This is a genomic window from Bradyrhizobium sp. 23AC (assembly GCF_054863025.1).
On record NZ_JAVAYN010000031.1, the window covers coordinates 23,763 to 37,309 of the forward strand.

The 13,547-nt window shown below is 61.1% G+C and carries 13 protein-coding genes and 2 pseudogenes; 7 read left to right on the top strand and 8 right to left on the bottom strand.

All coding sequences use genetic code 11. The annotated features are described in order from the left end of the window. Positions 1–3: 3 nt before the first annotated feature. Genes RAD10_RS38750 through RAD10_RS38760 form a run of 3 tightly spaced genes read left to right on the top strand, consistent with a single transcriptional unit; the run spans position 4 to position 2,592 of the window. Positions 4–732, top strand: coding sequence for a hypothetical protein (locus RAD10_RS38750; RefSeq protein WP_461621588.1), 729 nt, complete (start codon positions 4–6; stop codon positions 730–732). Continuing rightward, on the top strand, positions 729–1,508 hold the full coding sequence (locus RAD10_RS38755) for a hypothetical protein (protein WP_461621589.1): 780 nt from the start codon (positions 729–731) through the stop codon (positions 1,506–1,508). The genes RAD10_RS38750 and RAD10_RS38755 overlap by 4 nt, the downstream gene beginning before the upstream one ends. 7 nt (positions 1,509–1,515) lie before the next feature. After that, positions 1,516–2,592: a hypothetical protein gene (locus tag RAD10_RS38760; RefSeq protein WP_461621590.1), complete on the top strand. Its 1,077-nt coding sequence runs from the start codon at positions 1,516–1,518 to the stop codon at positions 2,590–2,592. Positions 2,593–2,637: 45 nt separating this feature from the next. Here RAD10_RS38760 and RAD10_RS38765 read toward each other — a convergent pair whose 3' ends face one another. Beyond that, complete coding sequence (locus tag RAD10_RS38765) at positions 2,638–4,008, bottom strand: hypothetical protein (RefSeq protein ID WP_461621591.1); 1,371 nt, start codon at positions 4,006–4,008, stop codon at positions 2,638–2,640. A 416-nt stretch (positions 4,009–4,424) separates the two neighbouring features. Then, a complete protein-coding gene (locus RAD10_RS38770; RefSeq protein WP_461621592.1) occupies positions 4,425–5,351 on the bottom strand; it encodes a DUF4238 domain-containing protein in 927 nt (308 codons plus the stop codon). Positions 5,352–5,615: 264 nt separating this feature from the next. Between RAD10_RS38770 and RAD10_RS38775 the strand changes: the two genes are divergently transcribed. Continuing rightward, positions 5,616–6,062 (top strand): hypothetical protein, encoded by a 447-nt coding sequence (locus RAD10_RS38775; protein WP_461621593.1) that lies wholly within the window; start codon positions 5,616–5,618, stop codon positions 6,060–6,062. Here RAD10_RS38775 and RAD10_RS38780 read toward each other — a convergent pair. Beyond that, the gene (locus tag RAD10_RS38780; RefSeq protein WP_461621620.1) at positions 6,049–7,119 is read right to left on the bottom strand and encodes a CBASS cGAMP-activated phospholipase; all 1,071 of its coding nucleotides are present in this window, start codon (positions 7,117–7,119) and stop codon (positions 6,049–6,051) included. The genes RAD10_RS38775 and RAD10_RS38780 overlap by 14 nt on opposite strands. Positions 7,120–7,567: 448 nt before the next feature. Beyond that, complete coding sequence (locus RAD10_RS38785) at positions 7,568–8,815, bottom strand: nucleotidyltransferase domain-containing protein (protein ID WP_461621594.1); 1,248 nt, start codon at positions 8,813–8,815, stop codon at positions 7,568–7,570. A 182-nt stretch (positions 8,816–8,997) separates the two neighbouring features. On the opposite strand from RAD10_RS38785, the gene RAD10_RS38790 reads away from it, so the two are divergent. Genes RAD10_RS38790 through RAD10_RS38800 form a run of 3 tightly spaced genes read left to right on the top strand, consistent with a single transcriptional unit; the run spans position 8,998 to position 10,425 of the window. Beyond that, positions 8,998–9,318 carry a helix-turn-helix domain-containing protein gene (locus RAD10_RS38790; protein ID WP_461621595.1) on the top strand — a complete coding sequence of 107 codons (321 nt, stop codon included), beginning with the start codon at positions 8,998–9,000 and terminating at the stop codon, positions 9,316–9,318. Continuing rightward, positions 9,315–10,238, top strand: coding sequence for an ImmA/IrrE family metallo-endopeptidase (locus tag RAD10_RS38795; protein ID WP_461621596.1), 924 nt, complete (start codon positions 9,315–9,317; stop codon positions 10,236–10,238). The genes RAD10_RS38790 and RAD10_RS38795 overlap by 4 nt, the downstream gene beginning before the upstream one ends. Before the next feature lie 19 nt (positions 10,239–10,257). Next, complete coding sequence (locus RAD10_RS38800; RefSeq protein WP_461621597.1) at positions 10,258–10,425, top strand: hypothetical protein; 168 nt, start codon at positions 10,258–10,260, stop codon at positions 10,423–10,425. On the opposite strand, the gene RAD10_RS38805 is transcribed toward RAD10_RS38800, so the two are convergent. The 4 genes and pseudogenes from RAD10_RS38805 to RAD10_RS38820 all read right to left on the bottom strand — a co-directional run. Beyond that, the gene (locus RAD10_RS38805) at positions 10,422–11,618 is read right to left on the bottom strand and encodes a hypothetical protein (protein WP_461621598.1); all 1,197 of its coding nucleotides are present in this window, start codon (positions 11,616–11,618) and stop codon (positions 10,422–10,424) included. The genes RAD10_RS38800 and RAD10_RS38805 overlap by 4 nt on opposite strands. A gap of 49 nt (positions 11,619–11,667) precedes the next feature. Next, complete coding sequence (locus tag RAD10_RS38810; protein ID WP_461621599.1) at positions 11,668–12,807, bottom strand: hypothetical protein; 1,140 nt, start codon at positions 12,805–12,807, stop codon at positions 11,668–11,670. Between the two features lie 210 nt (positions 12,808–13,017). Further along, positions 13,018–13,095, bottom strand: a pseudogene (locus tag RAD10_RS38815) (SOS response-associated peptidase); the annotation flags it as partial. Continuing rightward, positions 13,076–13,290, bottom strand: a pseudogene (locus RAD10_RS38820) (hypothetical protein); the annotation flags it as partial. The pseudogenes RAD10_RS38815 and RAD10_RS38820, both read right to left, overlap by 20 nt. Between the last annotated feature and the right edge of the window lie 257 nt (positions 13,291–13,547).

Sequence of the window (13,547 nt, forward strand, 5' to 3'; positions counted from 1 at the left end):
GTCGTGAGCGGCAACGTCCTGACATTCACGTCGCAGATTGGCACGAGGGGCTTGCCGTCCCCGGGCCAAAAAGGGGGGATGTTGCAAACAAGCGACCAGTTGCCGCGTATCTTCCAGGCCAATCTGGCGCGGCTGTTTGAGCAGGTTATTCAGCCCGCAATGGAGGCGCTGCCGGTCCACGCGTCGCTCGAATGGGGCGAAGCGGCGGCGATAGAACAATTTCTCGATCGCGCCGCAGCGCAGATCGACAACTATACCGCCAACGAGGCGGCTAAGGCGTTCAGCCTGACGCTCGCCGCGATCTTCGAGCGCCAACTGAGCATCTGGGCGCGGGCCATCTATCGCGGCGATGGGATAGACCTGCCGAAGTCGCGCGGCTTCCAGGATTTTCTGACGCTCTGCGCCGAACGCGCCGGCATCGACCTTCAGCAGGGCGCGTTGGGGGCCGATCTGACCGAGATGTTCATGGCCGCCAATGTCGTTCGCCATGGCGAAGGCCCTTCTTGCGAGAAGCTGAAGACGATCTCGCCCGCGCTGTGGGACGATGCTGCCAACGACTATCACGATCTCCTGGCGGGGCCGCGGATCGCAAGCGAGCACCTCAGGATCCGGATGTGCGACCTAGTTCGCTACATTTGGGCGACCACGCGGTTCTGGGGGCTGGCCGATCCTCTGCCGATGGCTGTGACCGATCCGCCCTATCGGGTCGCAAGGGGCGGGGACATCGCATGACCGACGCCGAGGAATTTGACGATGAGCGAGACGATCAGCCCCGCTACCGCGAGGTCGCCGAGATCGGAACGAGTGATCTTTATGAAGCCTTGATCAGTTTGGCCGGCTTTGCCGAGAATCGTTGCCTTACGATGCAGGCGAGCCAGCTTTGCCTCGTCGACAATACGCTGAACGCGCTCGAGGATGAGGTCATGAGCCATCAGTTCGATGATGAGCCCCCGCGCGGGAAGATCGCGTTGTTGGGCGCGCTCTCACCGATGTGGATCTATGCCGCCTACGAGTTACAGCGGACTTGGCGTCAACGATGCGAGGAGGTCATCAAGCTTGCCGAGAATTCGGGTATCGATCTCAAGGCTGCCCATCTGGAACGAGCGCTGGGATATCGCCACTACGATCGCGAGCTGCGTGCGCAGCAATTGCGGGACGCCCAACAGCGGCCCGAGCTTGTCGAGCAGATGCGGCTCGACCTGCGGCGGACGGAGATGGGCTTCACCACGCTCGAATTCATCCGGGTGGCGCTCGCCAAGCATGAGGTGAGCAAGAAGGGTAGCAAGAAGCCAATCGCGTTCGCGCCGGGTCTTGCGCGTCCGAACCGCTGGTGCGGCTCGATGGAATATGAGTTGAGCAATGGTGGTGCGATCATCAGCTACGTCACGCGCCGCGACATCGCCGAGACCATCCGGTTCATTCCAGAGGCGGAGAATCCGAGCGACGAGGATCTGGCCAGCTTCCGAGCCTATATGAACCCGCCCGATGTCGAGGCGCTGGGCGGCTGATGGGATCGTGAGCGACCAGCTACCACCACGACCCGGGAAGACCAAGGCCTTCGACTTGCTCACGTCGGTGGCCGCTTTTGCGCGCGAACACGCCATCGCGCTGAACGATCCGTCGCTGGTGGAGCGATTCATCGCCAACGCTGGCCCCAAGCTGATGGAGGCATTGGCAGACCCGACTCTGATCCATGGCTCGCGAACCGAGCGCCTGTTCGAGGCGACGGTCCTCAGCCTGGGGCGTTTTCGTTTACTGAAGACTGAGGACGCCGGCCGCGTTCATGCCGCTGGCACCTTCCGCGCTCCAGATTTCCGGATGGTCCTCGACGAGGGCGAGCAGTGGCTGGTCGAGGTCAAGAATGTCCGGATCAAGGAGCCGTTCAAGCAGGAGACGCGGATGTCCGCGGCCTATCTGGCTTCGCTGCAGGCCTATGCGGACATGGTCGGAACGCCGCTGAAGCTGGCGATATTCTGGTCGCTGTGGAACATCTGGACGGTCATTTCGCCGGATCGCTTTCGCACTCAAAATGGCGGTCTTCGAGTCACGATGAAGGATGCGGTTCTCGCCAATGAGTCCGAGCGGCTCGGCGAGGTAATCATCATGACCAAGCCACCGCTGCGGCTTGTGCTTGGGGCGGCGACCGATATGCCGCGTTCGCTGAGCCCGGAGGGGCTGGCCAACTTCATCATCGGATCAGCGAAACTCTTCAGCGGTGACGTCGAGCTGACCGATCCCAGGGACCGAAAGCTCGCAGAGGTGCTTCTGTTCTATGGCGAGTGGTCCACCGAAGGTCCGCTTGCAGTTACCGACGGCGGCGAGTTCGCCGGTGTCGAGTTCGTCGCCACGCCGGAAGAACCTTCCGACCAGGGTTGGGATGGCATTGGCTGGGCGAGTCGGATTTTCAGCCGTTATTATGCCGCGCAGACCATCGATGGCGACCAGGTCATCCAGCTCCATGGCGAGGCGGCGCCGGAATGGTTTGCGCCGCTATCGGATTGGGATTTCAAGAATAGCAAGTTGCCGCTTTTGCTGGGGCGGGTTCAGGCGCCAGCCGATCGGGCGGCCTGCGATCCGGAGCCGTCTGTATGACGCTCATTTCTGCGGGCATCGTCGGGCCGGGCTGCCCGCGGCGGCTTAGTCGTCATCAGCCGGCGGCTCAGGGGGCGGCGGCACCCAGCCGTCGGTCTGCAGGAAGGTGAGAACGTCTTCGTATTTGTCGATCCGACGCATCCGAACAATGTGTTGATAGAAGCGATCCCGTGCGTCACGGCTCGGCCGGTCGGCGGGCGTCGCGTTGCGCAGCAGAGCAAGCAGAAGGGTATCTGTCTCGGCTGCGTCCCAGTTCTGTCCGTTGTCGATCACGGCATCGAGGAGCCGATCGAGTTGCTGGCCGTTGAGGCGGCCGGCGAACGGCGTGATGAGGTCGCTGAAGTTCGCTTCTGATCTACGCCAGCTACCAGAGCCTTGATATTCTTCGACTGCCCGGGGCCACAAGTCGGCGAGCGGCTGTGAGGCGATCGCGTTGACGAGGTGATCTCGATCGAGGCCGGCGATGACGGCTAACAGCGCTGCGCGGAATTGCGGGACGGTGACGCCAGCCAGGATGCGATAGTCGGTGAGGGCGGCGGGGACGGCGTTGTTGACAGTCGCTTGCAGGGCTGTCCGTGTCGCCTCTTGAAGCTGGAGCCAGAAATCCGGAAAAGCAGCGATGAATGCAATGGCGCGGGGCCGGTTCCCCGGCTCGAGATTGTCGATCAGCCTGACGATGGCCGCAAAGATGTCCGGCCAAGCTTGAGGGGCGCGGTCACGCACAGTGACCAGCGAGGGGATGATCTTACGATGGAGCGGCTCCCACTGGGCCGGTACGCCCTTAAGAAGGGATTTTGCGAGCACCGTGCCGAAATTGCGGACGTTCTGCGCGCGAACCCGCGCGAGGTAGCGTTGCTCGACGTAGTCGAGGATGCGCTCATAGGCCGTTGGAAAGCCCGGTGACTGAACGTCGACGTCGTAGAGGTCGAAGATCGCCTTGCCCTGCAGAGGTTCCTGCGACAGCACGAGATCGACCGCGTTGACGAGATGGAGCCGCACCAGCTCCGGCGATGGCTCGAAGAGATCGGCCTCGGCTGAGAAAGCGGGGTGGGCGCAAAGATGTCGATCCTCGCGAAGGCGCTCCAGATGCGTTCGGGCAATGCGGTTGACGACCTGCGTGTTTGCCGTCGCATCTTCGAGGATGCCTGCCTCGAGCTGCAGCAGCTTGGCGATGTCGCCCGCGGCAGTGGCGTTGTCCCATGATTGCAGAAAGGCCGTCGCGGCCGCATCGCCCAGGGCGCTGAGCTCGCGGTATTTTGCGATCAGATCGTAGGCGAGAGCAACCCAGGCGGACGTGAGTGCGCCGCGCAACGCGCCTGCCTTGTAGGCCTTCACAGCGTCGAGAAAGTGCACCTTCGACTGGGGATGCCGAATTCGGGTGAGGAGTATGTCGAGATCTACAAATCCAGAGTCCACGGTTTTTCTATCCAGGGAGTGTAATGTGCTGAGATAATATCACCCTGTCATATGCTATCAAAAAATTCGCGTCTTCACCTGAATGGTATCGATGTGGAGGTCGAGGATGTAAATGTCGCGCGTTCGCAGGCCCTTAGGGGGAAGCACACACGGATCGGGACCGGAGCCGCCGTTGCGGACCTGGTCGCCACGGCCGTGAGGCAGCGGAAACGCCGCGTTGCGACTGTCGACGATGGCAAGCTTGGTGATACGCTGAGGTGAACGAAGTCGTCCTCGCGCTGCCGCGAATCGCCATCATGCTGGCCGACAGGACGGCGCGGCGGTTGGCCTCGAGCACCTTTGCCCAGCTGCTACGGCGACCGCTCAGGCCGCAATTCCTTGTTCATTTCGGGCTGACCGGACGCGGGGAGTGGAAATCAAGCCTTGGGGCCTTCGCTAACCGCGGCCTGCGCGGATCGCCGTTTAAAGATCATCTTAGCCGGAGTGTCTGATGCGAGTTCGAATGGCGCCCACGTCATGTCTTCGACGAGTCGGTTCCGTCCGCAGATCATGTGCCGGACCTTTGGAAAGTGCGCGAACTGGCCCGCGACGCTGCGGTTGAAGCCGTGCGCCAGCTCGATCGGCATCTCCCCGTTCACGAAGGCTCCGTCGAAGTCGCCGACGACGACCAGGATCAGCGTGTGCGGGTCGACCGCCAGCACGCGCTGGAACGGCACCATTCCCGGGAGGGGCAAATCCATCGCGGCGTGTGCAGGAGCTGGCGCGGGCAGCACGGGCGTGGTCGAAGACCGGAGCGGGATCGGCGACCGTGCCACCTGGATCAGCGAACGGTCATAATCGTCTGCGAACGAGCGCAGGGCCATCGCGTTGAACATGAGCTTCGCAAGATCTGGGTTGGAGCGCAGGGTCGTGTACATCTCCCGCTCTTCCTGGGTGAACTCCATCTCGGAAGAAGGATCGGCCGCCATTGCGGCGAGCTCTGCGCTCGTTTGAAGATAGTGGGGTGTGCGGGCCTCGAGATGCCGAACGAGCGAATAGAGAATAGGCCGGTCGGTCTGGTCGAGGTCGGCGGAGCGTCCAGCGACAATCTTGGCCCAGGTGTCGCTCCGACTGATCGGCGTCTCGACCGTCCGGTTGATATCCGTCTCGACCGAAATCGGGCGATTGCCCTGCATATGTACGTAGAAGTCGCGCTCGTACCCGATGCTCTTGATCGAGCGCTCCATCCACACGGCGACGGCTCCCTCCTTAGCCAGAGTGGTTACCTTCGTGCGCGTCTCGTCGATGGCGAAGTTGCGGAGGAAGAATTGTGGAACGACGTGATGGTCGTGTGGATCGTCCATCGGAAACTGCTCCCTTCACCCGACTTCGATAGGACTTCTCCTGACCGATCCCTGATCGGCAGAAGGTCTGTTAATCCGGTCCCGTTGCCCTCGGAGCGGGAGCGTGGCTACGACAACCGCCGGCTCTACGGCGAAACGCACCATTGAGGGTGGGACCGGCATCGGTAAAGCCAGGTGGTCGCCCCGTGGGCGGTCGCGCTGTGAACTGTATATCTCGTCGCGACTGTGATTGCGCGAAGCACGAACCATTGGTTGAATAATCGAATGGTTATGCACCGTCTTACACTTGGCTACGTCTGGAAGCAGAAGCAGATTCCCGTCTTGCTGCGTCGAACCGGACGTGGTGAGAAGCTCCGAGTGCGACTGCCGTTCGCCGATGGTAATCGGCAATGGCTGCAGAACGGCCGGCGAACGGAGCCTGAATGGATCGGCGGCGATCACGCGTACTGGGAGCTGCCAAAGGCATGGTTCAATGACTGCGTCGATCGAGCCCTGCTGAGATACGGCAAAGTCTATATTATCCAGCCCTACCGCGAGCAGGAGATCTGCGCGCTGGCGTGCCAGGAAGCGCTGGGGCATGAATGCCAGTGTTCTTGCATGGGCGCCAATCATGGCATCGGCAATGATGGAAGCTGGTTTGAGGTTTCCGACACCTTCTCGACCCGTTGGGGGGAGCGCGAGCTCGCCTGCCGTTTGCTCACAGCCCGGTAAGGACGAGTGGCTGATGAGCCGCCTGCGTCATCGGGCAACGCATGAATTTCTCGACCGCGCCATCGAGAAACACCCGCTCGATGTGATGTCCGGCGCCTTCAACGAGACTGCGTGCCACCATCGGGAGCTCCCGAACCGACCGCTGCACGTCATCCATCGCGATCGGTGCGTCGCTTTCCGGCACATCGATCCGTGTGACGTTGTTCTTGCCGACCAGGAGATAGGCCTGGCCGAGCGCATTGCGGGATTGTGCGCGGGCGGCCGCATTGAATGACCGCATGAACGCCCAATCCTTGATGCCGCCGTTGCGCGCCCGCTCATCGACAGTAAAAGTGGACTCACCTGTTCCCAGGCTCAGGATACGCACGTCCTCGCGCGCAATGTTGAAGCAGGCCAAGGCGTCGACCAGGGCGTTCATGACCGGATTGTTGGCCCAGATGCCGCCATCGATCATGATGTACCCGTCGTCCTCGACACCGGGGTAGTAAGACGGGGCCGCTGTCGTATGGAGCGCCACATGGGCGAACTTCTTGTGGCGGTCCTTCTGGTAGTCCGGGTGGTGCGGCGTCTTGTATAGGAACGGCTCGCCGTGGCGCCCTTCGAAGCTCGGGATGACCAGGCGGGTGACGGCATCGTCGAGCACTTTGTCGCCGAAGATCCGCAGCAGCTCCTCTCTGAGCGCGGCCTGGTCGTGCTTCGGCTTGAACACCCAGCGCAGCGCCCTCGACACCTTGCCGAGCCCAGCCGACGGTGGAAAGATACGCTCACCGCGCTCAAGATAGATGTTCAAGGCCTGCCCAGCCGTCATCCCATGGGCAAGGGCGAGCGCGATGATGCCGCCCGTCGAGGTGCCCGCGATCATGTCGAAGTGATTGGCGATGGAGGCGCCGCCCAGGAAGCGGCTTTCGAGTTCGGCCAAGACGGCCGCAGGAAATACGCCGCGAATTCCGCCACCGTCAATCGACAGGATGCGAAAGGGGCGGGCCTGCGGCCATGATTGCTTCAGGCGAGCATGTTGGATCGTGCCGTCGGACCGGCGCGGCGGAATATAATTCATTGGGTGGTCTCCATTACATCGGCGAATTCTGATCCGGCGTGCCGCCCGCCCCCGGTCCAGCGCCCGGTCATCAACCAAAGTTCGTAGCAGGCGAGCCAGTCGAGCGCCCAAGGGACGGTCGTGCTGGCGATGGTCATCGCCGATGACCATTCCCTCTCGCGAGGATCGAACAGGCAAAGAGTCGGATCCTCGACAGGCGGATAGACATGAGGCAGCTGCCCCTCGGGATTGCCGGGCAACCGAACCAATTCGGGTGAGAGGACCCGCACCTCGGGGAACGACCCGAGCCCATAACGGATTTCCAGTGAGTAGCCTGAATATTGCGGCCTCACACTTCCCACCCACCGCGCTGACTGAGCGCGGCGGTCGACGCGGCGCGCAGCGAACTGCGGCCAAGTCGCCTTCATCGCGGCGATCTGCTCGTCAATGGAGAGGATCGCTGCCACCATCAGATCTTACGCCCAAAGAACGTGTGCGGGCGCGCCACCGAAACCGCCGGATTGACGATCGGCGCCGCGATGGTGGCGGCCGAGGGCAACAGCACACCGCCCCGCCGTGTGTAGAGCTGACGGGATTGCTGGATGCCGCCACCGATCTCGGTCGCGATCTGGTCGGCGGCCCGGGTCACAACGCGGTCTCCGAAGTTCTCGCGCAACGCGTCCATCATCGTGTTGGGGAACATCTCGCCCTTGCGCATCGCCTCAAGCGAACTGACCATCTCGCGCAGATGCCCGGCGAATTCGTTCTGCTGAGCAATGGATTCCGGCCAGCGGTCGGTAAAGACGTCGGCCTCGCAGACCGGATTGGCGATATGCAGGAGCCGTCCGTAAAGCGAAGCCTGCTCAATGTCGCGGATGATCCAGCTCGCAAGGCGAACAAGCATCGCGCTGAGCGACATGTTCGGCTGTGCGGCGAGCCCGGCGTAGTAGGAGAGCATCACCGACGGCGGAATGCGGCCGGTGTAGCTGGCGTAGCGAATGTTGCGGAAGCGCTTGAGGAGCTGTAGGGCGAGCGTCGCAGTGTTCTTGACGATGAAGTCGCACTGATCGGGAACATCGTCCACATCTGCGTCGGCGCGAGCGGCAAGGCCGGCATGGTCAAGCCACCGCCGTTGAAACTCTCTCGCCATGCGCAATTCGAGAGGCGTCTTGCTCGCATACCATTGCGCGAAGCCGTAGGCGTTCATGTCGACGAACCGGTCGTCGACCGTCCGGCGCGGACCCTTGGCGTGGGTGATCAGGCTCTCGCGATCGAGCCTGCCATAGACGCGCAGCGACGGCGTGACGTCGAGATGCATCTTGTCGGCGTAGAACAGAGTAACGCAGCGCGTCTGCCGCAGCACCCGCTGCACAGGATAGTCGGCGAGCGCGGCTTCGAGCTCTGTCAGTATTTCAAGCGGCGCCATGCCGCGAAAGCGGCCGCCGAGCTGCGAGACGATGTCGAGATCATACTCATCGTCGGTGCCGCGCGTTGAAATCGTGGCATCGATCGCCATGGAGCCCTGCGGGTAGAAGTGCTCGATCTGGTCGAAGAAGGCGGTCGTCGCTTCGAGGTGGCGGCGTACAGCCTCGTAGCGCGACTTCGCCTTGTCATGCAGCGAGGGCGGAAGCTGAACGCTGAGTGCGATCTCCGCGAGGATGCGGTCGAGAGGGTCGTCGAAGGGATTGAGGCCAGTCGGCGCAAGTTGGATGTTCACATCGTTCTCCGTGGCGGGGCTGCGTTTGTGCATCTCGCCACCGCCCGCGCGGTGTTCGGGATGATATGAGTTCGTTTGCGTCTACTCCGAACAAGATGGGAACCTTGAATGCGTCTGTCAAGGGACATAGAATATAGCTACTCCGAACTCGAGGTTGCGGGGATCGAGCAGAAGGGTCGATTATGAAATTTGGTCATCGGATCAAGGACTTACGCACGAACAAGGGGCTGACGCTCGATCAGCTCGCGCAGGAGACCGGCTCGTCGAAGAGTTACATCTGGGAGCTCGAGAACAAGAATCCGCCCAGGCCATCGGCCGAGAAGCTGTCCGCGATTGCAGGCGCCTTGGGAGTGACGGTCGACTACCTGATCGGGGCCGACACGCAGACCCTCAGCGAGGCGGAGGACACCGCCTTCTTCCGGCAGTATAGCGGCCTGCCGGAGGAAACGCGCCGGCAGATTCGCGAGATGACTCGCATCCTCGACACGAAGACCCGCAAATGAGCGAGCCGACCCACCTCCGGCCGCTGAAGGAGGCGGCCCGCATCACGCAGATGCTCGACCTTGTGCTTGGAGCGGATCGGTTTGATCGCGCTCCGGTCGACGTGATCGGCCTGGCGTTGGAGTACTCTCGCAAGGTCGAGCCCGACAGCCCCATCCACGAGGTCGTCGAGCGCAACATCCCGGGCTGCGTCGGCGCGTTGGTGTATGGGGAGGAGCGGCCGCGCCAATGGGCGATCATGTACCATGTCGGTCAGTCTGACGGACGCCGCTCGTTCACCGTGGGGCACGAGTTCGCTCACTACGTGCTGCACCGCCAATTGATTGAGGAGGATGGGCTTTTCGACGGCGGCATTTATTGCGACGAGAACGCGGTGGTTCGTCGCGACGGATCCGGCATCGAGCAGGAAGCCGACGAGTTCGCCGCCGCGTTGCTGATGCCGTTTCATGACTTCCGTCGTCAACTGCCCGCCAAGGCTCGCGCCGATTTCGAAGCGCTCGGTCGACTGGCAAAGCGCTACGGCGTTTCGCTGACAGCGGCGATCCTGCGCTGGCTCGAATACACCGAGACGCGGGCAATCGTGGTGGTATCGAACGAGGGGTTCGCCCATTGGGCCAAGCCCAGCAAGGCGGCGCTTAGGTCTGGGCGCTATATCCGCACGAGGGACGCCGTATTCGAACTCCCGCTGCAGGCCTTTGCGGCACGACGCGACTATTCCGACGCGGCGTTGACCGGCGTCATGCAACAAGCCGGCGTGTGGTTTCCGGAGCCGGTGTACGAGATGTGCCTTCGCTCCGACCGCTACGATCAAGAGATCACGGTGCTGCAGTTTGAATCGGACGGCCCGCGCTTTCAGGAGGAAGAAGAGGAGAGTGACGTCTTCGACCATTTTGTGCGGAACGGACAGGTTCCGGATCGCTAACGCTTGAGCGGATCAGTTCATGGATTTTGTTCATATCGCCATTTGTGCCCGCCTGGCCCACGGCGATCTCGTCGCCGCCGACGCCGCCCTTGAGGCCGGCCCCACCGATGACGGCATCAGGCTCATTCTGTTGAAACAGCTTCTGGTAATGGACGCGCGTCCTGACAGCGCGATCGCGCATCGTTAGTCGAAGTTCGGGTCCGGATAGCGCTCCTCGATGACGTTGCGCATGATGTTCCACCAAACGTTCTCAATTGTGTAGTCCATCGGCTTCATCTTGCGAGGCGCCCAATCGTCGAGAGCGCTTGCCATCCGAACGTGCCCGGGGGTTTTGATCGGCGGCTCTCGTTCGGAGGGCTTGCCCGAGGTGACGGACAGATTGGAAACGGCGAGCGTGGTCGGCTCATATTCGAGAGACGCCTGCAAGAAATCGCCTTTGTCGGTCAAAGGATGATCTGTGGTGTGCGAGAGGAGAGCCTCTTGCAGCTTCTCTCCAATAGAGATGTAAGGTTCCAGGAGGCCGTCCGTTTGCAGGCTCTTGCGCCAACGATCGTGCGTCTCAAGAGCATCGGGAAAGTCGCCCCAGTGGAAGTCCGTCCTCCCTCCGAAGGTGATCTTTCCGTATCCATCGACATGGTATCGGAGGTCATCCATCAGTTCGAGCGCGCGGCGTGGGTCTTTCTCGACCAGCACGGCATCGATAGCGGCCAACACCTCTTCCATGTCGAAGACGATCTTCCGTAGCCCTTCCTTTTGCTCCACAAACATCTTCGGAATTTCGCCGATCGGATTTGGAAGCGGAAGTGTCCAGGAGAAATCAATGTCGTCTTCGCTGAAGCGTCGATAGGGGATGTTGAGCTGGTCCAGGAAAGCGGCGGACTGATAGTAGGTCTGACTCTTCAAGCTGTGCTCGATTTGATCGAGCGCGAGTTTGCGCGATTTGACCCGGTAGCTTTCCTGGAGCGCCGCGGTGCCGACGACGTAGCTTTCTGGTGAGTGGCTCGCGCTGAGGGACAGCGCGTCGGCTATCTGCCGCGCTGACATGAGATACATCTCGCCATCATCCTCTTTGCCGACGTGGAGAAGCGCGAAGAATCCTTCAAGCGGAGTGCCTCGGCCGTCGACGACATAGCTCTTCGGTATGTGATGGGTGGTGCGGCGGTCCTGAAAGTATTTGGCTTGGATCACGCCGACCCGAGGAGGAACCTTGTCCGTGAAGCGCTGTGTCGTGGTGCGGCGTTGAATGAGGAAATCGGCGCCGTCGGTGTCGACGCTGCGCTCTAGCACCCAGAAGCGGTCGATCAGAAAGGAGCGCGTGCGCGCTTCGCCGACCGTCCCATTTTCCATCACCTTGAGCCAAGTCGGCCAACTATCTTCCATGATTAAGTCCTATCCAAAAGCCGATCACTAACGTCAGGGAGCCCGTCCACTAGGGTTGTTCAGCTTTCCACCGACGATGAAGTTCGCGAAGCTTTGCCTCAGTCGAGGCGAGTTGGTCATCGTAATCCAGCCCATTGGGGCTTAAAGACGTTACCTCAGCGGAAGCGATAACGAGGCGCCATGCGGCGTACTCGTGAAAAGGGTTGAGGCCGATGACATTGCCAAGCGCGAGGTTGCTGGGTTCTGGCGCCGACAGGAGCTTCGCGAACGCTGCGACGGCAGTGTTCATATTCCAATCCGAGACGAACAACACCAAGGCGCACAGCGCGAGCAACGCGACTGATGGGCTTTTCCAGCGATAAACTTCCATCCGACCCTTGCCGAAATCGATGCCACCGTTTGTGGTGACGAAGGCGCAGAGCGAGATCGCGGCCTCGTAATAGGGCTGGAGTACGGTGGCATTGAATACCTCGCGGCCATGGTTTTTCCGGGCGAGCTCGCTCGCCTGCCGCCATGTCGCGTCCTCGAAAGGTATTATGCCCCCCTTTACCAGATCAAACAGATGAAGGTGGTCCTCTGTGAATTGCTTTTTCGCGGCGGCCTTCCAATTGAAGGCCGGCATCTCGGCCTGGGATGGGTGGAATTGCCAGCGCTGATGGTAAGGATGGCGCTGAAGCGCGTGTGCCCAGGAAATCGCCTCTAGCGGCATCGATACTGTGAAACGGGTGGCGGATTTAAGGTCGAAGAACCACTGCCGCATGTCCCGGATACGACGTTGGTCAAATATTCCTTGCTCGATGCCTTTGCAGACGAGGAGGCGCACGGCTCGGGTTTCCGCGCTTTTCTCCGATCCGAAGTCGATGAGGCTAACCTGGGTCGTGCGAGTTTCGTCGTCCCCGTAGAATTCGCAGAAAGGATGGTGGGCGTCGCCGCCGTCAGGGTCGACAAACCTGAAATGGGCTTGACGGAGAATTGCCCTAGATGCTCGCGACCGTGCCGAGCGAACGATGCGAGCTCCAAATTTGCCGCATGATGAACATTGAATGTCGGCGCGGATCGCGTCGCCAAACGCGCTGAGAATTTCAGCTCCGTCGTGATCCTGCGTTGGTTGTGTGCCGGTCATCAGAACCGTGAGTTGGTCGACATCGAGTTCGCGCGCGAACCTCACAGAATATGCAGTTGCTGGCATTGGCCCCCCCCCCATCCACGTTTATCGTTATGCGATGGGCGACGAATCGAACGACGCGGCAATACTATTTATCGATTTCAAGCGTTGAAATCAGTATCGGCTACTATTTCGAGCATTCCTTCTGCTGCCATCAAGTCAATTACAAGATTCAGGGCTTTGGTGACGGGCAGCGGCGATCTTTTGCTTTAGATCCCCGACGAATGCGGTGTAACTCTTGCCTTCCTTGACCTTCCGGACGGATGTCCAGTTGGTCCAAATGCCGGCGAAGCAGGCGAGGGGACGGGTCGCCGTCACTCCACATCCGCTCGTTCCAGCTTTCGCAGAGCAGCCTGTCGGCTTGCTGGATCATCGCCTCTCCCCTGGCCCGCATCTCCGCCGATTGGGTCGCGAGCATGCTAGCCATCGCGCGCGCCTTGCCGAGCTCTTTTGCCAGAGCCTTGCGATCGCCACCCGACAGGGGCGTGGGTGATACTTTGGGGCCATCCAGACATCCAGGCGCAACGAGATCGGATCGGCAAATCCAGAGCGACTAGGGTGTCTCGAACGCTGAGGCCGGTGTTTGGGCGGCTTCCTCCCGTTTTCACCTGTCAACTTGCTCAGATCTTGAAAATCGGGGGATTGCCGGCAGTAAATGCGGGCCGCTGCCTATTGCCGCTTGACCCCCAAAACTGAAGCGTTCTAATTTTGTTCTCGTGATTCATGTGAGGGCTGCTGCATTCCGCGCACCCGCAAACGATGCT